The following is a 23,295-nucleotide window of genomic DNA, read 5'->3' as shown; positions in this document are numbered from 1 at the left end:
CTTTAGCTTACATTATATACAACTTTTCGCCGCTTCGCATTTTAATCCAACTCAAATGATTCCTCAAGAATTTAACTATTTAGAAAAGGAAAAGGAAGCACCTTATCTTAACGACTGTGTGCTTCCTTCAATTAGGTATTTTTCATAGAGAACTAGATTAACGTCCCGTTGACGGCAATTCTCCATCCCATACAATACTACGATATTTATAAGGATCTGTATTTCCTTCAGTGTTAAAGATCAGGATTTGGGATTTTTCATCCAGCTGGAGTGCTTCCCGAGCGCCTTTGAAGGCTTCGTCTAGTAAAATCGAACTAAGCAACCCAGCTGTCACTGCGCCGGATTCGCCCGAAATTACCTTTGGATCCCCAAGCAATGGATTAGCCAGCACTCTCATTCCTTTGGCTGCTACCCAGTCAGGGCAAGAAAAAAACAAGTCGCTGTAATCCCTCAAGATATTCCACCCAATTAAGTTAGGCTCTCCACAAGCGAGTCCTGCCATAACAGTGGCCATGTCTCCGCCGACCACCCGAGGTTTACCATCTCCTGCCAGGGCTGATTTATATAAACAATCCGCTTGATTAGCTTCCACGATCACGGTTTTTGGGCAATCCTCTTTAAACAAGGAAGCAAAATAACCTTGTACAGACCCTGCCAGAGCACCGACTCCGGCCTGAACAAAAACATGAGTTGGTTTCTCGATACCAATGTTATTGAGTTGTTCCAAGGCCTCAGCTGACATTGTACCATAGCCTTGCATAATCCAGGTCGGAATCTCCTCATACCCTTCCCAAGACGTATCTTGCACAACGACCCAACCGTGTTTTTCAGCCTCAACAGCTGTCATACGCACAGCATCATCGTAATTCATATCCGTGATCTCAGCCTCTGCACCTTCAGACCTAATTCTTTCAAGTCGATATTCAGAAGATCCCTTAGGCATATAGACTACGGACTTTTGACGCAATTGACGGGCTGTCCAGGCAACTCCTCGACCATGATTCCCGTCAGTGGTGGTGGCAAATGTGATATTGCCTAATTGCTCCTTAATCTCTGGGGAAGTAAGAACTTCGAATGGCAGTTCGCTTATATCTTTGTTGAGGCGCTGCGCTAGGTATCTCCCGATCGCATATGAACCACCTAGGGCCTTAAACGCATTTAAACCAAACCGATAAGACTCATCTTTAACATAGATCCCACCGACGCCTAAGTTATTAGCAAGTCTGTCGAGTTGACGAAGCGGGGTTGGTTGATAATCAGGGAAGGTTCTGTGAAAATTTATTGCCTTATCTATTTCTTTTTTACTAAAAAGTTCAGTTGAAACACCTGTCCCGTTCTTCTTTACCATATTGTTTTGAATCCATTTGATTTTATCATTCATTTTAAATAACGCTCCTCTTTTTAATATTGTGCAATTAAACTAGCTATTTATACGGTATTTAAAAAACAATTTCTTGTTTTTTCTATTGACCTTCTATCTCCCCCTAAATCGAATTCATTGACCATGGACGATTTGACTTTCGCTTATTTTATATGCAATTAATGTGCCAACTTTTCTAGTTGCATTTCATTATGTTTCTGATTGATTAGCCAAACAAAAAGAACCCCAAGTGCTTTCTGCAACTTGGGTTCCATTTGAACAATTTTGAAATTCTAGCATAACTGACTACCGCTACTTTCAAAGACTATCGACAAGGTTATTTATTCTAGCCAAGACTCTGTCAACTATTCTAAGGCACTCTTCAGTATCCTCTTGACTAACAATTAACGGATCAATTGCTGGGTATCGTGTCTCGATATAAAACGCATTAACGAAAGCCATGTCTTTCAAAAACTCAGTAAACTTATTGTCATACAACAGTGCTTTCTTGCAAAGTTTCAAGAGATTATGCCCTTCCTGTAGTTCTCCCGTGACAAATATTAGGTATCCTTTAAGATACTTTTCTAAAGTTTGCTGACAATGAAAACAGATAATTTCATTGTCAGCATCATGATCGAATAGAATCTTAGCACTTCTTAGATCTTTTTGAGCCATTACAAACCATTCATTGTATTTGTCAGAATCGACCAAGCAAGCTCACCCCAGTCTTCTTAATAATACCAGCAAAAGTAGCTTTATCATCCTTATTATTTTGCCATTCTTGCGGAGTGTAAATCACTACATCCAGATCAACGTTATATTCAACCTCAATCAAAATATCTCTAACGATTTTCCTTTTATCTTTTGTTTCTAGAATTATACAAATATCTACATCACTACTTCGAGAAACTCTTCTTTTGGCACAGGAACCAAAAAGAATAATGTCATGCGGACTATACTTTATGATAAGTTGATTCTTAATATTCTCAATCTCCATATTATAGGGATACATACTAACCACTTCCCTTAAATCAGTTAGTGAATACAGCCTTTTCTATATATTACCATAATAACAGCTATAGTTAAAGAAATGATCCTCAATAATTTCAATATACTGAGCATCTACAAGCTTTCCTTCTGCCTCATCAGGATCCATATACCATTGATAACTACTCCACATATAGTGCTCAGGACTTTCCACCATCTTTGCTTTGATCGGATTGTGGTGAACATATCGGATAACCGCCATCAGATACCGTTCATCTTCGACCGCCTCACTCTTGAATCGGTCCAGAAATACATGGCCAACACGTTTGATTTCTTATTAAAATACATGGCATTGCTAGTAGCTATGCCCTTCATGATAAGTGATATCTCATTTATGTAGTCTTTCAGAACCAGATGAACATGATTGTCCATTATACAATAAGCATAGAACGCTAGCTCAGCTTCAGATTGTTACTTATGTAAAATATTAATAAATCTTAGCCGATCTTCATCATCTAGAAATATAGTCTTCCGTTCGTTACCCCGAAGCATTATATGATAACACCCTGTATTACTATACTTCCGCTGTAATCTCGCCAACTAACTCCTCCCCCATTCCTGCCTTAAATCTATTATATCCACCTTTTTCCAACGCGACAACAGGGACAATTCAGATTATTCCACTTTATAAGTTAAGGAGACGGTCTTTTTGAATGTGTCGAAAGGACCGTCCCCCAGACATCGCCCCAGACATCGAAAGGACCGTCCCCCAGACATCAAAAAGCCCCTAGATTCTAGATATCATTTTCGATGTCTGGGGGCTTTCTCTTATCAAATTTTTAGTTGTCTGCGGGCCTCGCGATTAAGATTATGAGATCGTTCAAGAAACAGTTCATCCCAATCATCCTGAAAATACCTGTAGAGTAAAGGATATTTTTTTCGCATATAGAAGATTCCTTGCGCAAACATTTCATCAAGTTCTAAATTTTCACCCGCTGGGTCATTGAGAAAAGGCAAGCCTTCACGCATTAATTCAAGTTCTTCAGGCGACCAATAGTCATTATAAAACCACTCCAAGGCGCGAATCATAAGAGGGGGAAAGATATTTACATCGTTTTTCATTTTATCAATCTCTTTGTCTACCCGCATCAATTCCTGTGTTTTACTGCGTTGCTTTTGCACCTCGGGATTCGTTGAATCGATGTAATATAAAAAATCTACATAGATTTCTGCTTCTCGAAAACGCCCCACTTCAAAAAAACTATCGTGTTCATATTGCAGCGCATCCGTAATCATCAGCTTGTCCTCGTCACTTTTAACTGACTTTAATAACTTACGGAGGCGCTGCTGGATTTTGGCTTTAAAGCTCCATTGTTTAAGTTCGAACATAGTATTGAGCCAGTGAATAAAGATGAGTATATCCGCCGGAGTTTCAGTCCCAGGCGCAGGCACTAACGCCAAAGTGAGCTGCCATAAGTCATCTTCACGGTCTAAATCACAATATACGTCTGTATATAACTGCAGAAACATGTGGATAAATTCAGGGTACCTTGCGCGAGCCCCATCTAAAACATGAAGGGCTTCTTCAGCTTCTTCCGCTTCGAGCAACATTCTTGCCTTAACTACTAAAATCATGGGTTTATCCTGATCGGAAGCATTCTCTTCGACTATATCGAATTCCACTTTAAAGGTCACTAAATCCTCTTTCAGTAATGCAATCTGAGCCAATACCAGATGAAGATTATGCTCTTCAGGCGTCAGCTCAAGGATTTGTCTCACTAAGGATTCAGCTTTCTCGTAACGCCCAGCCTCTACAAATTTCCACGTTTCTTCCATCATTTTCTCAAGTTTACCACCGTACTTGCGCATCAGGTCATATTCTCGCCGTTTCAAGGGGTCTTTTAGCGTCTCATAAGCTCGACGAATTTGTTGAAATTCTTCTGGATGAGTTTCAGGCGGGAAGGCCTTGACCGCTGCAATATACTTTTGTTTGATCGAAGCTTGGGTTGCATTGGCCCTGACTCCTAAGATCTTATAGTAATTTTCTAGTTTTGGTTTCCTGGATCGGCTTCGAGGTTTCGTCGTTTCCATGCCCCTCCCCCTAAACTTCTAAATCGATTAATAGATCCGTAGCTTCATCAATAACGCTTTGTAAACGATCGATATCGTCTCCCGCCAGAGTGTCCTGTAAAGAAGTAATGATTTTCTCAATTCGAGTACGTTCTTGGCCCTCAGCTTCTCCCAGTAACTCTTGCACTCGTTCTAGCAAATCGGCTGCTTCAGCATGCAAGACAGTCGGGGAATCATCGATCTCAAGACTATTATCGCTTAGATGGTCTGCCGATTCATCCTCAAATTCCCATTCGTCAAAGTCATCTTCGCCTAGGTCATCATCTCTCTCCAAATCGAAATCGTCATGACTACCCTGATTAAAAAGCGCTTCTAACTTAGCGGCACTTTCAGCGAAAGCCTCTTGAGTGTCACGGTTCAAAGCATCCTGCACTGTCACGGCCATCGCTTTTCCGGTCGAAACACACTTAGCTGTCACTTCCAAAATACCATTTAGGTTGTAACGGTAAGTGACCTCGATCACCTCTGCCCCCGCATGGTTGGCTGGGATACCTTCTAGAAGAAACTCCCCCAATTGATGATTGTATTTTACCCATTCATGTTCTCCTTGAAATATTTCAATCTCAGCGGAAGTTTGACCATCGGCTGCTGTACTAAATGTATCCGAGCGAGTCACAGGGATCGTCGTGTTGCGCGGAATAATAGCATGGAATCCACCAGGCCGCACTTGATGTCCTTTCGTTTCCTTCAAGACGGAGATACCCATGGAAAAAGGAGCCACATCTGTTGCAATCAAACCACTTTCAGCCAAAGCCCCAGATTTCAGACCAGCTTGGACAGCAGCCCCCAGAGCTACCGCTTCATCAGGATGAACATCCGTGCGGGGGGCCTTACCAAAATAATCACGCATAAGTTCGTGAACACGCGGAATACGTGTAGAGCCGCCGACGAGCAAAATCTCATCAATATCACTAGGTTTTAAATCTACTTCCTTTAATACCCGTTTCACACAGGACAGCGTTTCCTGTAACAGGTTCTCTATGAGAGCAATAAACTGGGTGCGAGTAAATTCGACGAGCAATCCCAATGGTCGGTTATTTTGCACGGTTACTAAGGGCAATGACACCGTCACTGCTTCCTCTGAGGATAAGGTTATCTTGATTTTTTCAGCTTCAGCTTTAAGTAGCGCCTTAGCACGCAGGTCTAAACGCGGATCAACACCATGCTCCTCCATCATTCGCTCAGCCAACCAATCTACAATCTTCCAGTCGAAGTCCTCACCGCCAAGAATACTGTTTCCCGTTGAAGCTTTAACTTCCATCAGTCCGCTCATCATTTCTATGACTGAGACATCAAACGTTCCGCCCCCTAAGTCATAGACCAGAACGTGTTGGTCTTCGTCGATATGCCCGAGTCCAAAGGCTAAGGCTGCTGCTGTCGGTTCATTAATAATTCGTTCAACTACAAACCCAGCCAATTCACCAGCCTGCTTCGTAGCCCGCCGTTGCTCATCTGTAAAATAAGCTGGAACTGTAATAACAGCCTCTTTCTCCCCTTCTCCGAAATGAGCGTCAACATAACTTTTCAGTTCTTTAAGAATCAAGGCAGAAATCTCCTGAGGAAGTAAGGCTTGTCCAGCTAATAAAATTGGTTCTGAAGAACCCATCTTCCGTTTGACCGCAGCTATAGTACGATCAGGCATAGCAATAAGCGCTGCGCGTGCATCCTCACCGATGATAACCTTACCCTGAAGGTCAATCAAAACTACGGAAGGGATAATTCTCTTATTATGAGGAGATGGCACCATGTCTGGTTTGCCCATGTGTATGTAAGCCACCGCTGACGTAGTTGTTCCTAAATCGATGCCGACGATTGGGCGAAAACTTGGTTGTTGATTGGGATTGTTATTTTTCAGCATGATCATCCTCCTGATAAGTCATTACCTGAGCTTTACGAAGAAGTATGCCATCATTATTCACGAAGCCGCGCTTGACAACTTCTGCAACTTCATAAGGTAGAGAAACAGGCAAGCTGTCCTCTTCCGTTGCATTGGCTTTAACTGGTTGCCGGACCACAGTTCCGATGGATTCAGCAAGCTTTGGGTCAAAACTAGTACCCACCACGAGTATTTCATTTACGCCATGTATTTGTAGAGCTTGTAGCACTTGACTGGTCCAAGTTTCCAATAACTTTAGCCACCCATCTTGGCCTTGCTCCCGTAAACTATTAGATAAAAGGTCTAAATCATCTAACCAGACGAGCAGCATTTCGCTTACTTGTCCAATTTGCTGTTCGAGTGAATCCAGCCGAGATTTATCGATGGTATAAGCCTCCTGCCATTGTTGCACAGTCTCTAATCGACTACTTAACCCTTCCAATTTCCCCTGAACATCTTGACCTGATTTGTACTGAAGGCGGCCTAACTTACGTAGTTGGTCACCCATCTCCACCATTTGCTCTGAGCTGTCTGTTGCTTGTTGATTGATAAAAGTTAGGTGTTGATTAATCGGGGTCAGTAATTCCTGCATTTGTGCCAACATCTCATTCTTTTTGTTGGACCATAGTTTCCATATCACGATAGTCGTCTCCTTGCTAATAATTCTTACTAGTGAACTCATTTTTCTTTATTTTACAAAGACCTGATAGTTTTAGGCTTTGCTTACTCTTTCTCATAATTAACTTGTTATCCACAAGGGCTCTGCTTACCTCTGTACTATAGTAGATTTTTAGATCAACTTATAAATTTCTCACCACTTCCTCATCCAAGATCTTTTTTCGTTCTTTCCAATCGGGCATTAGAACGGTCATCAAATCATTGAAGTTCCTGTCGTGATAACGATATTTAAAATGAAGTAACTCATGCAGTACCACATACTCGATACAATACTTCGGTGCCTTAATAAGTTCGGAGTTGAGAATGATGAATCCTTTATCTTTGAGACAAGAGCCCCAACGGGCTTTCATAGAGCGAATCATTAATTGAGGCTTAATAATCTTGAATTTTTCGACGCTAGACGCCATTTTAGCAAGTGACTCTTGAAAGACGCAGGCTGCTCGGTCTCGAAACCAGGAATTGATCAACCGCTCTTTCCGTTTATAGTCATCCTTGTTTTTAACATAAAGGTATAGATAACCCCTGACATATTGAGCCTTTTCGTCTTTGTCTTCAGAAGGTTCAAGTTTTAAGCGCAATTGCTTGCCTAGGTATTTAAAAGATTCTCCGCTTACGTACTCCTTTGTGCCCTGATATTCGGTCTGAGTCTGCTTAAAATGACTTAACGTTTTGAAAATCCAAGGTGCTTTCTCCTTGACATAGTCTTTGATGAAATCAAGTGGGACGTTGTCACTGGCGGAAACAATGACCGTTAAATCAGGTCTTATATATAAGTTAATTTTTTTGACTTTTTTCCGCCGAAGCTCAAATTCAATCCTTTCTTGGTTATAAGCCACCGAGTGTTTCTCCAATGTATGTTCTTCCAATCTCATCTAATATCTTCTCAGCGCAACAGTTTTTATGTCAGCGATGATCTTGTCTAGTTCTTGAAACGAGAGTTTCAAACCATGCTTTTTCTCATAGATATACAGCATATCTTCAATTTCTTGTTCGATTCGGTTATGAACATCCGGGTTGCCATGCCAGTCCACTTTGCTGTGTTTATCAATGATGATGTCAATATCTATGGCAATATTGGCAAGAATCTCTGCATAATCTGCTGTCTCTGAAGCACTGTTGTATGAAGTCATGGTTTCTTTAACAACCCCATAAAACGCCTTTGCATGGCTATTATTGCGCAGACTGTCCGGATACTCCTCGGGCTCCGCACCCTTTCTAAAATCATTCATAATCTCGGACATATGCTTTAAATACTCTACTTCAGAAATCCGCTTGTCCATGTATTTTTCCAGAGTTTCCTCAATTCTCTCCGAAAACTTTTTATAATAAGCAGGGTTTTCATCCCATTGCTTTTCGATTCTCTTGGCAAGTCGGGTCCTGATAGCATCCGCTCTTGATCTTGGAGATTGCATCCTTTGCAATTCCGCATCAAAATTCTTCTCATCCATGATATCGATCGGTTGGGTGATTCTGATGACTCCCTCAGCCGCAATATATTGGTCCATGAGCTTTTGCATCTTGGCTTCATATTCCTGGTGATCGATCGAATCCGAATAGCGGATTTTAACCGACTTGCGCAGTTCTTGATAGAATTTAAAGTCTTTTTTATATATGTTCAACTCATCTTGCCCCAATGCATTGTAGGTTTTCTCCGACTCCAGAGCTATGGCTAGATTTCTGCCAAATTGACTTAAACTATTATAAAAATGCCCCCGCAATTCTTCGTCGGCCAAGAGAACCTCGTATTCTTCGGTGTCCTTCTTATTATTCACCGGCAGAAAAATGCCCATAAGGTCTGAGTAATGCTGCCTTAGTGTCCCTATAATACTTATGACATCATGGATCGCCCCTTTAATATCCTCTGGATCGAACTTCTCTAGCCCCGAACCTGAGTACATCTCCAGTGCTTCATCCAGTCTGTTTAACAGCCCCCGGTAATCGATAATAAAGCCATAATCCTTGCCTTCATAGAGTCTGTTCACTCTAGCAATCGCTTGCAGCAACGTATGTTCTTTCATAGGCTTATCAATATAAAGCACAGTCGCTCTTGGCGCATCAAACCCAGTCAGGAGTTTATCCACAATAATTAAGAGATCCAGGTCATCCCCATTGACAAACTCATCCTTTATCGAGTCTTCATAATTATCTTCATTGCCAAAGCGGTTCATCATCTTATCCCAGAAGGTTTTGATTCGGTTTTTAGATTCGACGTCCACTTCTTCCTGACCTTCCCTTTGATCCGGGGAGGAGATAACTACCGCAACACTCAAATCCTCTAACTCTTCAAACGCTTCAAGGTATCGTATGGCTTCAATTTTGCTGTTAGTAGCGAGCATGCCTTTAAAATGAGTGCTCTGGGTTTTATAGTTCATTTTATAATGTTCGTTAATATCGAAAGCAATAAGCTTGAGGCGTTGATCACTGGAGGCAATCCGTTCGAACCGACTCCACTTTTTCATGACATCCTCTTTTTGTTGATCAGTTAAGTGCCTTGTAATAATATCAAGCTGAATATCAATGGCTTTCCGGTTAACCGTCTGTTCCACCATTTTGCCTTCGTAAAGCAGAGGTAAAATAGCCTTATCAGCTACCCCATCAGCGATGGTGTATTTGTGAATCAGACGTCCAAATTTAATCATGGTATTCTTTTCATTTTTCATCAGAGGGGTTCCTGTAAACCCTAGATAGCAGGCATTAGGGAACACTTTCTTCATCTTAATATGCAGTTCCCCGTACTGAGTTCGGTGGGATTCATCCACCAGGACGAAGATATCTCTAGAGGCAACAGGCTCTTGATGACTAGCTGCAGTATCAAATTTATGAACGAGTGTGGTAATGACATCGGCGCTGTTATCCTTAATCAGTTTGATCAGGTGCTTACCAGAAGTAGCTCGATTGGCTTTCAGCCGTGTATGATTAAAGGTATTTCTAATCTGTTTATCCAGATCGATTCTGTCTGTCACCACAATCACTTTCGGATAGCAATCGCTCATTTGCGATAATATGTACTTGGCGAGCATGACCATGGTCAGCGATTTACCTGAACCTTGGGTATGCCAAATAACACCGGACTGCCTTTTGCCGTTTTTATCCGTTTCCCGGATCGTGGAAATGATCTCTCGAATGGCGAAGTATTGCTGATGACGGGTAATTTTCTTAACATCTTTATCAAAGAGGACAAAAAAACGCGTAAATTCCAGAAGCCTTTGTGGGTGAAAGAGGGAAATGATGTCTTGGTCTTGTTTAGTTGGAAGTCGATCTTTCACCGCTTCAGCAAGGATCTCCTGAAGCCATCTTTCATCCTCTTCCTTCCAAGTCGACCAGAATTTCTTGGGGGTTGCACAGGTCGCGTATTTAGTGTCATTTTTATTGGTCGACATCACAAGTTGAATAAACTTAAACAGTTGCGGAATATAGTCTTTACCCTGATTCCGAATCATTTGTTCAATCCCTTGATCAATCCCTATTGAAGCTCGTTTACACTCAATCACGCCTAGAGGGATGCCGTTGATAAACAGCACAATATCCGGTCTGGCAGTTCCTTGTCCATCGTCATTTTCCACAGAAAACTCTTCGACCACATGGAATGAATTGTTAAACGTTGTATCCCAGTCGATGTACTTTATGTTAAAGGATCGCTTCGTGCCATCCGGTAGGTTTTCCTGATAACTTCTACTCAGCATGAGGGAATCAAAGATCTTTTCATTGGTTTTGACCAGCCCATCGGTCAGAGCTTCATCGAGGTCCTGTATCGCTAGATTAATGTTTTTTTCGCTGAATTTATACTCTACGCCCTTGTATTCATAGCTGTTGAAATTTATGAGCTTGATGCGGAGAACATCCTTCAAAAGGACATTGTAAAGATTCCCCCTTAAAGCTTCGGCTTCATGAGGATACATATACTCATATCCCAGTTTTCGCAACACCTCGACGGCAGGAATTTGAGAGATGTATTGTTCGTTGTAATCTTTGGCGTGTGCCATTGCTTTTACCTCAGTTCTCGCAGGAGACACGCACTTTACCAGTGAGGAGGAGTTGCATGAGTCCTTTTTTTTGTTGTTTGAGGAGGGAGAGTTGTTGTTGGTAAAGGGTAATTTCTTGATCAAGCAATCCAAAAACTTTTGTTATTGTTTTTTGCTCATCAATTGGTGGTAGGAGTATTACGAGATTACTTAAAGTGTTTAGATCAATTCCCTTTACCGTTGAGCCTATACCAAGGCTCATAATAGACTCATCCATTGATTTGTACCAGTACATTAGATACTGAACACCTATCATACTTTTGTTAACATAAATTCCTTTTAAATCTTGGTTAATTGCCATATCGACGGTATTGATAATACCTCTACCTAAGCCCATTCTGGTAGATATGATAAAATTTCCTTTCGCAACAATTTTCGTACTGCTATTAGCTAATCCCAATTCAGTGATGTGATCAATAGTGTCATCTTTATAGTCGACATCTGATGATAAATCCTTAACACTAGCCCAAGGGATATCCCCATCATAATACTCTTGTCTCTCTTTTGCAGGTGTTCCTCCACCTACAATTTTATCGACTACTTGTCCCAGCTTTAATTTTTTCCACTCTCCATTAAACCCAGACAATCTGACCTTTCCAGTCAAAAGTTTTTGCATCAGCCCTCTTTTCTGACCCTTCTGCTGTTCGATAAGTTTTTCTTTGAGTTCAATGGCCTTGTCCCAAGTGGAGAGGATGGTGGCTATTTTTTTTTGTTCTAAAACACTTACTGGCAAAGGAATATCTAATTCCGAAAATTCTTGTTGTCCAAGTGTTTTATTACGCCCAGCCCCACCCGGTGATGCTAAACCAAGTAGCTCTTTACCAAGAGTTGATTTAAAGAAATAGGTTAGATAATCTAAATCTAAGTTTGTATTGACAACTTTATACATCGGAAATCGATGTGAAGCGATCATTCCAATCTCATTTTCCGTGGTTTTCGCAACAGCCATCTCCCAAGCAAAAACAATATTGACGATAAAACAATTTGGTTCAATCCAGAAAACTGATTTATTACCAAGTTCGAAACCCGTAACATGTTCTTTATAAAAAATCCCTTTTCCATGCGAACGAATTCCTATTTGTTGATAACACGTTTCGTTTTTTACCTTGACAGCGTTTCTTACTCTTTTCAAAACACTATTTACCTTTTTTATATCCCAATTTTCTGGAATTAAGCCCCTTTTCGTCCTCTTATAACCCTCCGGCACTTCCCCCCTATTTATCCTCTTAATCCGTTCTCTAATCTCACTATTCATCGACTTCACCCGCATTTAGCTTCTTCTGTGCCATCTCTAGTTGCTGAATGCTTTTTCTTGGTGTCGGAAGCTCCTCAGGCATGGTGCCACCTAGTTCTTTGATGGTTTGCCTAACTTTTGAACCAACTTCAAAATGAGTCTGGTTTGCTTTTACTTTTCCCTGAACTTTTTCACGCCTAAGCTTTTCTTCTGTTTGCGTTGCTCGGAACAGATTAGCTGCCAACTCTGTACTGCCCATATGGTCTAATATTTTCTGACTCTTTTTCAGTCCTTTATTAGCATGGATGTCTTTAGCCTTCATCCCACCATAGAGTCCCATATAGCCATGATCTTGGAAGATAGCGTATTCGAGGCTTGTTTCCACCCCCGCATTTTTTGCAGCTTCCACTAATCTTTTATTATGGGTTTTAAGTTCATCTCTGATGCCTAGCCGTTTCGCTGCTTCGTCTAATTGTTTATAGTTGTCCTCGAGTTCCTGTTTTCTTGTTTGTACAGCAAAATAAGATTGACCCAGTGCGACCACTTTTTTTCTTGGATCAGCATTTTGAACAACCAAATAACAAGCATATCTCGATAGTTCTATGTCTTCAATTTCTCTCTGTGCTGTTTTGCCTAATTCGATCATTTTTCCCACATGGGAAAAATGATCATCAATATCGATATTGCTGTTCTTGCAAGCTTCCTTAGCCTTTTCAATTACGTTTAAAAATTTGTCCCATCTTTTATACTTAAGTACTTCCTGCAAATCTCTTGCATGCCAAAACTCTGCAGTATATTCATTTATTTTTTTGATACTTTCAAAGATACTTTTTTCATAGGAACAAATATCATCCACTTCAAACACTCCCCCTTCCCCAATCTAAACATTATCAGTTGTTCGATAAATTCGGATAACTGCTTCTTTGTTCGGGCCTCAATTATTACGTAAAGCGCTATCGCGAATTGCTCATTACTTATAACCCCAACTCCTCCAGATACTTCGCCATCTGAGCTTCCACTTCCACAAGTTCCGCTTTAATTTTCTCTATATTCTCTTTCACGGCATCCATATCCACGAGTTCTTCCTCTTCGAAGGTATCCACATATCTAGGAATGTTAAGGTTATAGTCATTTTCTTTAATTTCATCAATGGTCGCTACATAGCTATATTTTTCGATGGTTTCATATTTCTCATAGGTCTCTACGATCTTTTTTAAATCCTGTTCGCGGAGATTGTTCTGATTTTTGCCTTTTTCGTAATTGCCTTCACCTGAAGCGTCAATAAATAGAATGTCTTTTCTAGTTCTGTTTTTCTTAAAGATAAGAACACTGGCAGGTATGCCCGTGCCAAAGAACAAGTTCTGGGGCAGTCCGATCACGCCGTCCAGTAAGTTAAAATCGATGATCTGCTTTCTGATCTTGCCTTCACTGGCACCTCTAAATAAGACACCATGAGGTAATACGACACCCATTCTACCATTTTCCGCTAAGGAGTAGAGCATATGCTGAACAAAGGCGTAATCCCCTTTGCTAGTCGGTGGTACTCCCCATTCAAACCGTCGGTACTTATCCAGTGAGGCTTCCATTTTAAATTCCCGATCATTGACGGCTTCCCCAGCAAAGCCCATCGCCCATTTATCTAGCGAAAATGGAGGATTGGCGACACAGACCTGAAATTTCATGAGGCAATCGTCTTCTAAGTGCAGCGGATTGGCTAGAGTATCCCCCCAAGCAATTTTGGCGTCATCGATTTCATGGAGAAACATATTCATTCGACAAAGGGAGTGAGTCTGTCCATTTCTTTCCTGTCCGTAGATTTGTGCTTTACGATTGGGTACTTTATTGAAGGCTCTGATCAGTAACGAGCCCGAACCACAGGTCGGATCATAGATTCGGTCGTTTTCTTCAGGTTTCACCAACCTAGCTATTAGTTCGGAGACCATACTCGGGGTAAAAAATTCCCCTCCCTTTTTCCCAGCATCAGAGGCAAACAGGGAAATCATGTATTCGTAGGAATCTCCAATTACATCATTACCTGAGAGATTAGAAGGTCTGAGGTCCAGAACTCCAAAATCTTCCAGGAGATGTTTGATGACAGCATTTTTTTCTTTTGTCTTACCTAGGACTATCTCGGAGTTAAAGTCAATATTTCGAAAGACGCCTCTCAGTTTGGCCTTGTTTTCTTCTTCAATATGTTCCAAGGCCTTATTAATGACGTCGCCTATTTCATTGTCATTTCGTTTGCTATAGATGTAATCAAACGTCGACTTCTCATCGAGCACAAATCGTTCTCTTGTCAAGGCTCTCATGATTCGTTCTTTATCACCCGCATACTTTGTTTGATAATCCTCATAACGTTCTTTATATGTATCACTTAAATATTTAACGAAGAGCATTACTAATATGTAATCCTTATAAAGAGAGGCATCGATCTTACCCCGGAAGGTATCACAGGCCTTCCACAAGGTAATGTTAATAGTTTCTTGGGTTATCATTTTAAATCCTCTCCTTGTTCAATTCTATTCATTTCATAAATAGAGTTCATCGCGCCTTCATACAAAAGTTCTTTTGCATCGATTAGTTTTGATAAAAGCATTTTTTCTTTCAGAAACAATTGGTTAAGTTCAGTAATTCTTTCTTGCTTATCCATAGGCAAAAGTTCAATTGAAATTCCCCTCAAAAAACTCGTCTGAATTACTTGAATGGCACTTCCAATCAGGCTCTTTCGAATATGCTTCTTGATATAAGAACTGTTCAAAAACCACATCAGATACCTAGGATTCAATTGGTCGCTTTTTATTCTAAGGATGGCAAATAAAGAAGGGATTATGTATCCTGCTAAGGTCGCATCGATATACACCGCAGTATTTGGTTCGCTTAGTCTGATCACGACATCCCCTTCTTGCGTGATAAATTCTGAAGGAATATCTTGATCTGCCAAGTAATCATCGAAGTCCGACTTAATGACATAGCCATCTGGATGAAAACTCTTGAGCGTTAGCACTTTGTATTTTCTGACGACTTTGCAACCGACCTCTGCTTTCTTTCTGGATAGTACAAGCCCTGTACGAATATCTGCTAAATTTCGTATTTCCATCCTAAACCACCGTTAGGCGCAGGATGCCCCTGTCTTTAGACATGGGAAGGAATGCGCCCGTTCCTTTCTTTCGTACTTATAACCATCAGCTAGTTGAACTAGTGAACAATATCTATGATTATTACCATCCCGATAAGTGCCGTTGAGTAATAGAGTGTAGTTGACCTTAATTTATAATTTCTAAATACAGGATAATATAATACCCCTATATTGTCAATAAATATTGTTATAGATAAAAAATAACTTTTTATTTGCTTTCCGATATTTCCCATTGGTCTTAAGTGACTCGTTCAACTAAATTAAACATCTATACTTCGGTGACGAAAGAAGTGGGAGTCTCACAATTGGATAAATGAAAATTTCATTATCTTCTACGAGAAATAAGTCGAAGGGTGAAGCAAACACTCCAATGTAACTCCAATGTAACTCCTATTGTAATCTCTTTGATTAAGTGGTTATTATAGTAATATAAGTGTTCATTATGGGAGCGATTCAAAATGGAATTAATGGAATGGGTAAAAATCCAGACCCTCTATGACTCCGAGAAACAAGCCTTAAAAACTGCCAATATTGTTGCCACGACCGAAGCTAGGTTAGCCAATCAACAACGTGGACCCCAGTATGAAATAGAGACCCGCGTTAATCAAATAGACAAAAAATGGCAAATATCATGGCGCAAAGTTTTTATCGGAAATAAAACTGGCTGTGGTGGAGGGTGCGAATCTTGCGGCGGCAACAGCAACCTAACACCAAAGAAGAATAATGCTAAGGTGATACCTTTTAGGAAACCTTCTGTGTAATTAATCTAAAACCCACTGGATACGACTTTAGTATCCAGTGGGTTTTGGTTTGCCGACAAAGCCTGATTAAATGGACAAGTTGTTTGTAAGTTGCAGAAATTACAATGGGCCTTCCCCTTAAAATCCGGAATATCACGGCCCACTCCCATCACCAAGGCGCTATCGATAGCTCGGCTTCTCAGCCGCCATTGCAAAATTGTGTTGTAAAGAGGTATGCATGTGTACTCTTGGAGACTTATAAATACTTAGTCTTTCATTAGTACGTCAGAACATAATATCCAAACTAGTTTACAACTTTTAATGGACCAATTTTATTTTTGCGGTAAGCATTCAAGTAATTTCTGCAAAAGCGGTCTTTCCCTAGTAATGCATTTGTAACATACAGTGTCGTTACCATATCCCGACTGCAAGGATCTAAAATGTCGAATATGGGGAGCTCCCCATATTCGACATATTAGAGCCATCATTACTGGCACTACCATCTACGGCAATTCCTAGTTTGGCACCTGCTTTAACCAAATCTGAAGTTGGGCAAATCCCACTTCCGAGTTTCATATTCGAGCTTGGACAGTGGGCAACCCCTGATCCACTCTTGGCCAGAAGAGTAATTTCTCGCTCATTAAGATGAATCCCATGGGCAAACCAAACATCCGGTCCTATCCAGCCTACGTCTTCCATCAATTCAACTGGACGCCGTCCATAGCGTTCTAAACAAAACTTCTCTTCATCAAGGGTTTCTGCTAAATGAGTATGTAACATTACCCCTTTTCCTCTCGCCAAAATTTGGGACTGCCTCATTAAATCTAGGCTTACTGAGAACGGAGAACAAGGTGCCAACGCCAAACGAGTCATCGCCAAAGGATTGGGATCATGATACGCCTCAATCAGACGATGTGAATCCTTGAGAATGGTCCCTGCGTCTTGAACCACCTCATCAGGAGGTAAACCCCCTTCGCTTTTACCCAAAGACATGGAACCGCGGGTGGCGTGAAAGCGAATTCCGATCTCGCGAGCCGCTGTGATTTGGGTATCAATGAAGGTGCTGCTAGCTTGTCCTCTTGGAAAAACATAATGATGGTCCGTCGTTAAAGTACATCCTGTACGCAGAAGCTCACTAAAACCTACCATTGCCCCATAATAAACAGCGTCAGGGATGATATGACGCCAAAACTCGTAAAGATTAATAAGCCAGTAGAAGAGAGGCATTCCTTGAACTTCTGGCAATCCGCGAAATAAGGTTTGATAGAGGTGGTGATGAGTATTTACTAACCCCGGAAGCACAACCATTCCCTGAGCATCAATAATTTCTGGTTTTTCAGAAGAGGTTAGTTTTAAATTCAAATCTTGCCCTACTGCAATAATTTCCTTCCCTTCTATGAGAAGATCAGCATTTTCAAGTATTTCATCACGATCATTAAAGGTTATTAGGTGGGAAGCATTTTTTATTAAAATTGACATAGAAGTAGCCCCTTTCATATTTTTGAAAAAGAGGCAGTAGTTCCTGTGCAAGAACCGCTGCCTCTATAGTATCTTACCTATTTTATTGGAAATCCCCTTAATGCATATACTATCTATAGGTAGTGATATATTTAAATGATTATTTTGCAATACCAGTTTTTTCATTGAACTGTTCAATCAGTTTATCGAGTTCTGGACCCATTTGATGCAACCTGCCCCAGTATTCGTCATAGTCATACCATTGGGCATTCAGATCGTCCACGTCATACTCTTGTTGTTCAATCCAAGTGTAGTACTTGAGGTTATGAATACGCTTTTTAGTTTGATAGGTTAACTCTTCCATGCTGTCAGTTCTTACGCCCATGACACTTTTGTGATGGTCAATGGCAGCATCTGTCGAACTATATACTTTGCCTCTTTCGGCTTCCATTTCTTGCAATCTCGACTGATACATTTCTGCAGAGTCTGTTAGCACCGTCATAACAATATCATTTTCAGTTAACTCGTAGTATTTTGCAAACTTAATACAAGATAGAATATTGGCTGCACCTGAAATTCCAACCCAAGAAAGCTTCGAGATGACCTCTTCAGAAATCCCTTGTTCTCTCAGATAGTCCTGTCCAGCTGGCTCATTAAAGAGACGGAACATACCCAAACTATCATTGTCATCAATGGCGATTACCATATCGGTATTTCTAACATTATGAACCCAAGGGATATGTTTATCCCCGATCCCTTCAATTCTATGTTCACCAAAACCATTGTTCAATAAGGTTGGGCACTGTAAGGCTTCACCAACGGCAAGTTTAGCATGAGGATACTGATCTTTTATGAAGTCTCCACTTCCAAGTGTGCCAGCAGAACCAGATGTTAAGCATACCCCTGCTACTTTACCCTTTGCCCCAATTTCCGCTTTAATAATATCATGCATAGCATTACCTGTGACTTCATAGTGCCAGAGATTATTACCTAGTTCTCCGAACTGATTGAAGATCACAACATTATCTCGGGTTCTCCGAAGTTCCCAGGTTTTGTCGTAAATTTCCTTCACATTACTTTCACTGCCGGGTGTGGCAATAACTTCTCCAGCAACTTGTTTTAGCCATTCAAAACGCTCTTTACTCATATTCTCTGGTAAGATAGCAATGGACTTACAACCTAATAAGGCAGAATTATAGGCTCCACCGCGGCAGTAGTTCCCTGTTGAAGGCCAAACTGCCTCATGAAATTTTGGATCAAATTGTCCTGTCACTAAGCGGGGAACCAAACAAGCAAAACTTGCTCCCACCTTATGAGCTCCGGTCGGAAAATACTTTCCTGACATAGCGATAATTCTAGCTTTAACCCCTGAAATTTCGAAAGGAATCTCCACATAGTTCGGTAACGGATTAAATAGGCCGCCATCTTTTATCGGTTGATTCTTCCAGGATATTCTGAACAAGTTAATGGGGTCAACGTCCCATAACCCAGTTTTCTTTAACTTCTCTTTTACTGATGCAGGTATCTTATTTGGATCTTTCATCTGTGCTAGGGTCGGGATAACAACATTTTTTTCCTTAACACTCTGCACTGTCTTTTTAAGCTGCTCTTCATTAATGGTTAAATCAATCAAGCTTCTCATATTTGACCTCCTTATTTTTCGAAGTTCGAGGCTCGAGGCTCGAAGTCCGATTGTGAAATATCTTTGTATTTTTTGTCTCGTGTCTGGTTTATCGCACCTCGTGCTCACACCGTATGCGTCGTGGTTGACTTATCGTGCATCGAACCTCGCGCATCGTGCCTCGATTAAACCTTGCCTTCCAACTTAACTAACAGTTCTTTCAGCGAAGGCTCGACTTTGATGGGCTCACCCACGGCTTTAATCGCATTCTGAACATCCTTTAATCCATTACCAGTCACAATAGAAACTACTTTTTCATCGGCTCCAATGATCCCTTTTTCCACCAGAACTTTAAGTCCGGCCGTTCCAGTCACACCCGCTGGTTCCCCGAAAATACCGCTGGTTCTACCCAGTTCGCGCATGGCATCCAAGATCGCTTCATCAGAGACAGCAACCATCGTGCCACCTGATTCGCGCACGGCCGTTAAGGCTTTATCTGGATTGCGCGGCACGCCGACTGCAATACTATCCGCGATTGTATTCTCTTCCTTAGGTTGCCAGGGGCGATCTTCCAAGAAGGCATCGACCAGGGGGCAACACCCTGTGGACTGAACTCCGGCAATTTTGGGCAAGCGGTCGATCCACCCAGCACTATATAGATCCTTAAAGCCTTTCCAGACCCCTGCTATGGTGCAGCCGTCCCCAACGGACAGGATCACCCAGTCAGGCACTTCCCAGTTTAATTGCTCAGCAATCTCTAAGGCGACCGTCTTTTTACCTTCGACAAGATACGGATTAATGGCCGCATTTCGATTATACCAACCAAAGCGATCAATCGCCTCTGCAGAAAGTCTAAAGGTATCTTCATAAGACCCCTGGACACTAATCACCGTGGCTCCAAAGATCAGCAATTGAGCGATCTTCCCTTGGGGTGCTCGGCTCGGGACAAAAATAACGGATTTAATCCCCATGGCCGCAGCACTACCAGCTAAGGATGAAGCGGCATTGCCAGTTGAAGAAGCAGCAACCGTCGGCGCTTTTTCCTCGACTGCTTTAATAACGGCAATAATCGAAGCCCGGTCCTTCAGTGAAGCGGTGGGATTCTGCCCGTCGTCTTTAACATAAAGGTTACTCATCCCTAGACTTTTGCCCAGTCCCTGCGGTTTATAAAGCGGGCTCCAGCCCACTCTCAGATGGGGGCGAGCTGAATCTGGATGAATGGGCAGAAAAGGAAGGTAGCGAAAAATTGAATAGTCTTTGGACTGGCTTAGTTGCTCACGTGACGTCAAACGATTAATCTCTTGGTAATCGTACAGGACATCCATGATGCCACCTTTTTTACCACAAGTAGGACAAGTATACGTCCCAGCTTCAGCAGGGACTTCCTTTCCACAATCAATACAGCGGAGCCCTAACACATTCTTCATCAAGATCACCTCAAATTCTATTCCAAACTTCCTGTGCCAATTCCCTGGACCGAGCACCGATAGCGTCTTCATCAATGTCGATCAGCTTTCGCTCAAGCATGCGCACGCGCCCATTGATGACCGTTGTTTCGACAGCCCGTCCTGAGACTCCAAACAGAAGATGTCCGGTCCAATTGTTAGATCCGATGGGAGTCGGAGGCGTGTAATCGACAACGATAACATCCGCCCATGCTCCTTCTGTCAATTCGCCGAATTTTCCGCCAAACAGTTCAGAGGCAATTTTAGGATTATTACCATAAAGCATTTGAGGAATCTCACCCCAAGCGACACTGGGATCCGCCGCGGCATGCTTATGAAGTACATTCCCTACTTTGGCGCTTTCAAACATATCACAAGTATAACCATCCGTTCCAAGTCCCACCTTAACCCCTTGGCTGAGCATTTTAAGAACGGGTGTTACTCCAACAGCATTCCCCATATTGGATTCTGGATTATGAACAACTTGGGTTTGAGAAGTATTAAGGATTTCAATCTCGTGATCATCAATATGTACACAGTGTACTGCAATGGTCTTGGGTCCCAAAATCTTGAACTTATCTAAGCGCTCGACCACCCTCATTCCGTATTTGGCAAGACTGTCTTCTAAGTCCTCAATTCCTTCGGCAACATGTACGTGAAATCCTGCTCCTAGACGTTTGGCTTCTTCACTGCACTGAGTCAGAGTTTGATCGGATAAGGTCAAAGAAGCGTGAAGTCCGAACATACCTGCTACCATTTCATCCGGTTGAGCCTGACAAGCTTTAATAAAGCCGACGTTCTCTTTGATTCCTTCTTGAGCAATTTTTTCCCCATCCCGATCTGAGACCTCATAACAGAAGGCTGCCCGAACCCCCATCTCTTTGGCTGCCTTAGCAAGCGTGGATAAGCTTCCTGTAATAGCCATGGGGCTGGCATGGTGATCAATAATTGTAGTCGTTCCTGTTTTGATACACTCAATCAAAGGAGTCAGACCACTGTAATAGACATCGTCAAGGGTCAGTAATTTGTCGAGTTTCCACCAAAGTCCTTCAAGGATATCTCCAAAGCTTTTTGGAGCTTTACTCTTGGAATCCATGCCCCGGGCAAACGTACTGTAGAGATGCATATGGGTATTGATCATCCCGGGCATGATCAGCTTTCCATGAGCATCAATAAAATCTACATCCGGGTACCGTGCCTTTAAATCCTGAGTTGACCCAATTTCCAGAATCTTCTTGTCTTGAATTAGCACCCCGCCCTTGGGAATGACTTGATTCCGCTCGCCCAAAGTTAAGACCGTACCATTACCGATTAACAGCAATACAATCACCCTCTCTTAATTATTTTTCCCAAGACCTTCACTCACCCAACGCGCTAAAGAATATGGGTCTGGCTAACGAAATAGCCTTTAAAGAACACATCGCTCGACATAGTCCACACCCTATACACTTACTTATTTCAACCTGTGGACGACCCTTGATCAGAACTATAGCATCATGTCCACCTGTTCGACAAGCTGTATAGCAAACTCCACAACCATCACAGATCTCGGACTGAATGCTGGAGACCACTTGAATGCCCCTCGGGAGTTGGGAATGTTCCACTAAATAAGGCAAAGATCTTCCAATAAGGTCCGTCAAGCTTTGAAAACCCTTTTCCTCCATAAAACCTTCTAAACCACGTAATAAGTCCCCGATGATCTCTACGCCAAAACGCAATACCGCGGTGCATATTTGCAAGGTGCTAGCCCCAAGAAGGAGGAATTCTACGCCATCTTGCCAAGTAGTTATTCCACCACTCGCTGTAATATCAATATCCACTTGTTGGGCAATTTCCGCCGTACAACGCAACGCAATGGGTTTCAAGGCCGATCCCGAAAGTCCTCCATAGGTCGATAAGCCGGCTACATTAGGATAAGGAATTAGGGTATCTAAGTTGACGCCAGTAATACATTTTATCGTATTTATTGCACTAACTCCATCTGCACCACCACGTCTAACCGCCTTAGCCGTAGCAATAATATCGGAATCTTGTGCAGATAATTTAATGACTACAGGAACATTTCCCACGACTTCTTTCACCCAGCGAGCGATCGGTTCCGTCTCCTCAGGCTCTTGAACTTTCGTACACAGCCCCCACTCTGTTCCATGCGGGTGCCAAATACTACACTCAATTATGTCGGCGCCAGCGTCTACAAACCGCCTAGCCAACGATTGCCAATCTTCTTTCGTAGAGGCCATAATACTGGGAATGACGATTTTAGTCGGGAAACGTGTTTTTAAGGTACGCACATTGTGTTCAATCAGTTCGACGGAATGTTCAGAGACGAGGTCGATGTTTTGCAGACCTATAAATTCGCCTGCTTGCTCAATGCGAGTGACCAACGGGAAAACTCGACTTACAATTTTAGAGTCGACTGCAACGGTCTTTAAGACTGCTCCAGCCCACCCAGCTTCAAAAGCCTGTATCAAGAGACCGAGATTATCTGTACTAGGCGAAGGAGCCAAGATAAAGGGGTTTTCAAATCTGATTCCGCAAAAATCAACGGATAAATCGACTGTCACTTCCTATAACCCCTTTAAAATACTGATTTATAACTAAATTACTT

At 41.9% G+C, this 23,295-nt stretch carries 19 protein-coding genes and 2 pseudogenes; 1 reads left to right on the top strand and 20 read right to left on the bottom strand.

Annotation, left to right across the window (positions count from 1 at the left end):
- Window positions 1-157 precede the first annotated feature (157 nt).
- The 14 genes and pseudogenes from dpaL to ACYQ3Q_RS12200 form a co-directional block, all read right to left on the bottom strand.
- Complete coding sequence (dpaL, locus tag ACYQ3Q_RS12265; protein ID WP_459928824.1) at window positions 158-1,381, bottom strand: diaminopropionate ammonia-lyase; 1,224 nt, start codon at window positions 1,379-1,381, stop codon at window positions 158-160.
- Window positions 1,382-1,678: 297 nt separating this feature from the next.
- Complete coding sequence (locus ACYQ3Q_RS12260) at window positions 1,679-2,071, bottom strand: HEPN domain-containing protein (protein WP_459928823.1); 393 nt, start codon at window positions 2,069-2,071, stop codon at window positions 1,679-1,681.
- Window positions 2,058-2,357, bottom strand: coding sequence for a nucleotidyltransferase domain-containing protein (locus ACYQ3Q_RS12255; RefSeq protein ID WP_459928822.1), 300 nt, complete (start codon window positions 2,355-2,357; stop codon window positions 2,058-2,060). The genes ACYQ3Q_RS12260 and ACYQ3Q_RS12255 overlap by 14 nt, the downstream gene beginning before the upstream one ends.
- A 57-nt stretch (window positions 2,358-2,414) precedes the next feature.
- On the bottom strand, window positions 2,415-2,609 hold the full coding sequence (locus tag ACYQ3Q_RS12250) for a hypothetical protein (RefSeq protein ID WP_459928821.1): 195 nt from the start codon (window positions 2,607-2,609) through the stop codon (window positions 2,415-2,417).
- Window positions 2,609-2,800: pseudogene (locus tag ACYQ3Q_RS12245) on the bottom strand (transposase); the annotation flags it as partial. The pseudogene ACYQ3Q_RS12245 and the gene ACYQ3Q_RS12250, both read right to left, overlap by 1 nt.
- A gap of 378 nt (window positions 2,801-3,178) precedes the next feature.
- The gene (locus tag ACYQ3Q_RS12240) at window positions 3,179-4,438 is read right to left on the bottom strand and encodes a J domain-containing protein (RefSeq protein WP_459928820.1); all 1,260 of its coding nucleotides are present in this window, start codon (window positions 4,436-4,438) and stop codon (window positions 3,179-3,181) included.
- A gap of 10 nt (window positions 4,439-4,448) precedes the next feature.
- Window positions 4,449-6,335: an Hsp70 family protein gene (locus ACYQ3Q_RS12235; RefSeq protein ID WP_459928819.1), complete on the bottom strand. Its 1,887-nt coding sequence runs from the start codon at window positions 6,333-6,335 to the stop codon at window positions 4,449-4,451.
- The gene (gene grpE / locus ACYQ3Q_RS12230; RefSeq protein ID WP_459928818.1) at window positions 6,322-6,993 is read right to left on the bottom strand and encodes a nucleotide exchange factor GrpE; all 672 of its coding nucleotides are present in this window, start codon (window positions 6,991-6,993) and stop codon (window positions 6,322-6,324) included. Before grpE ends, ACYQ3Q_RS12235 begins: the two co-directional genes overlap by 14 nt.
- Before the next feature lie 160 nt (window positions 6,994-7,153).
- Window positions 7,154-7,867 (bottom strand): M48 family metallopeptidase, encoded by a 714-nt coding sequence (locus ACYQ3Q_RS12225; protein WP_459928817.1) that lies wholly within the window; start codon window positions 7,865-7,867, stop codon window positions 7,154-7,156.
- 36 nt (window positions 7,868-7,903) lie between these two features.
- Window positions 7,904-11,014: a type I restriction endonuclease subunit R gene (locus ACYQ3Q_RS12220; protein WP_459928816.1), complete on the bottom strand. Its 3,111-nt coding sequence runs from the start codon at window positions 11,012-11,014 to the stop codon at window positions 7,904-7,906.
- 10 nt (window positions 11,015-11,024) lie between these two features.
- Entirely contained in the window at window positions 11,025-12,308 is a 1,284-nt protein-coding gene (locus tag ACYQ3Q_RS12215) for a restriction endonuclease subunit S (protein WP_459928815.1), read from the bottom strand.
- Window positions 12,301-13,143, bottom strand: coding sequence for a DNA damage-inducible protein D (gene dinD, locus ACYQ3Q_RS12210; RefSeq protein WP_459928814.1), 843 nt, complete (start codon window positions 13,141-13,143; stop codon window positions 12,301-12,303). Before dinD ends, ACYQ3Q_RS12215 begins: the two co-directional genes overlap by 8 nt.
- 118 nt (window positions 13,144-13,261) lie before the next feature.
- The gene (locus tag ACYQ3Q_RS12205; protein WP_459928813.1) at window positions 13,262-14,782 is read right to left on the bottom strand and encodes a type I restriction-modification system subunit M; all 1,521 of its coding nucleotides are present in this window, start codon (window positions 14,780-14,782) and stop codon (window positions 13,262-13,264) included.
- Entirely contained in the window at window positions 14,779-15,384 is a 606-nt protein-coding gene (locus ACYQ3Q_RS12200) for a restriction endonuclease subunit S domain-containing protein (RefSeq protein WP_459928812.1), read from the bottom strand. Before ACYQ3Q_RS12200 ends, ACYQ3Q_RS12205 begins: the two co-directional genes overlap by 4 nt.
- A 497-nt stretch (window positions 15,385-15,881) precedes the next feature.
- Between ACYQ3Q_RS12200 and ACYQ3Q_RS12195 the strand changes: the two genes are divergently transcribed.
- Complete coding sequence (locus ACYQ3Q_RS12195; RefSeq protein ID WP_459928811.1) at window positions 15,882-16,184, top strand: hypothetical protein; 303 nt, start codon at window positions 15,882-15,884, stop codon at window positions 16,182-16,184.
- 283 nt (window positions 16,185-16,467) lie between these two features.
- Here ACYQ3Q_RS12195 and ACYQ3Q_RS12190 read toward each other — a convergent pair.
- The 6 genes and pseudogenes from ACYQ3Q_RS12190 to preA all read right to left on the bottom strand — a co-directional run.
- A pseudogene (locus ACYQ3Q_RS12190) lies at window positions 16,468-16,605 on the bottom strand (methyltetrahydrofolate cobalamin methyltransferase); the annotation flags it as partial.
- Entirely contained in the window at window positions 16,599-17,471 is an 873-nt protein-coding gene (locus tag ACYQ3Q_RS12185; RefSeq protein WP_487247259.1) for an amidohydrolase family protein, read from the bottom strand. The pseudogene ACYQ3Q_RS12190 and the gene ACYQ3Q_RS12185, both read right to left, overlap by 7 nt.
- Window positions 17,472-17,781: 310 nt before the next feature.
- The gene (locus ACYQ3Q_RS12180; RefSeq protein ID WP_459928810.1) at window positions 17,782-19,263 is read right to left on the bottom strand and encodes a pyridoxal-phosphate dependent enzyme; all 1,482 of its coding nucleotides are present in this window, start codon (window positions 19,261-19,263) and stop codon (window positions 17,782-17,784) included.
- Window positions 19,264-19,427: 164 nt separating this feature from the next.
- A complete protein-coding gene (gene thrC, locus ACYQ3Q_RS12175; protein ID WP_459928809.1) occupies window positions 19,428-20,669 on the bottom strand; it encodes a threonine synthase in 1,242 nt (413 codons plus the stop codon).
- A 10-nt stretch (window positions 20,670-20,679) separates the two neighbouring features.
- Window positions 20,680-22,008, bottom strand: coding sequence for a putative aminohydrolase SsnA (gene ssnA, locus ACYQ3Q_RS12170; RefSeq protein WP_459928808.1), 1,329 nt, complete (start codon window positions 22,006-22,008; stop codon window positions 20,680-20,682).
- A 37-nt stretch (window positions 22,009-22,045) separates the two neighbouring features.
- The gene (gene preA, locus ACYQ3Q_RS12165; RefSeq protein ID WP_459928807.1) at window positions 22,046-23,251 is read right to left on the bottom strand and encodes an NAD-dependent dihydropyrimidine dehydrogenase subunit PreA; all 1,206 of its coding nucleotides are present in this window, start codon (window positions 23,249-23,251) and stop codon (window positions 22,046-22,048) included.
- Window positions 23,252-23,295: the final 44 nt, after the last annotated feature.

The organism is Desulfosporosinus burensis (assembly GCF_054657535.1).
This window is presented reverse-complemented; position numbering and strand designations above follow the sequence as displayed.

Excerpts from the sequence above, each read along its gene's own strand:
- dpaL (WP_459928824.1), bottom strand. The coding sequence starts at position 1,381 with ATGAATGATAAAATCAAATGGATTCAAAACAATATGGTAAAGAAGAAC.
- ACYQ3Q_RS12255 (WP_459928822.1), bottom strand. The coding sequence starts at position 2,357 with ATGGAGATTGAGAATATTAAGAATCAACTTATCATAAAGTATAGTCCG.
- ACYQ3Q_RS12250 (WP_459928821.1), bottom strand. The coding sequence starts at position 2,609 with ATGGCGGTTATCCGATATGTTCACCACAATCCGATCAAAGCAAAGATG.
- ACYQ3Q_RS12240 (WP_459928820.1), bottom strand. The coding sequence starts at position 4,438 with ATGGAAACGACGAAACCTCGAAGCCGATCCAGGAAACCAAAACTAGAA.
- ACYQ3Q_RS12235 (WP_459928819.1), bottom strand. The coding sequence starts at position 6,335 with ATGCTGAAAAATAACAATCCCAATCAACAACCAAGTTTTCGCCCAATC.
- ACYQ3Q_RS12220 (WP_459928816.1), bottom strand. The coding sequence starts at position 11,014 with ATGGCACACGCCAAAGATTACAACGAACAATACATCTCTCAAATTCCT.
- ACYQ3Q_RS12215 (WP_459928815.1), bottom strand. The coding sequence starts at position 12,308 with ATGAATAGTGAGATTAGAGAACGGATTAAGAGGATAAATAGGGGGGAA.
- ACYQ3Q_RS12205 (WP_459928813.1), bottom strand. The coding sequence starts at position 14,782 with ATGATAACCCAAGAAACTATTAACATTACCTTGTGGAAGGCCTGTGAT.
- ACYQ3Q_RS12200 (WP_459928812.1), bottom strand. The coding sequence starts at position 15,384 with ATGGAAATACGAAATTTAGCAGATATTCGTACAGGGCTTGTACTATCC.
- ACYQ3Q_RS12195 (WP_459928811.1), top strand. The coding sequence starts at position 15,882 with ATGGAATTAATGGAATGGGTAAAAATCCAGACCCTCTATGACTCCGAG.
- ACYQ3Q_RS12185 (WP_487247259.1), bottom strand. The coding sequence starts at position 17,471 with ATGGTTGTGCTTCCGGGGTTAGTAAATACTCATCACCACCTCTATCAA.
- ACYQ3Q_RS12180 (WP_459928810.1), bottom strand. The coding sequence starts at position 19,263 with ATGAGAAGCTTGATTGATTTAACCATTAATGAAGAGCAGCTTAAAAAG.
- thrC (WP_459928809.1), bottom strand. The coding sequence starts at position 20,669 with ATGAAGAATGTGTTAGGGCTCCGCTGTATTGATTGTGGAAAGGAAGTC.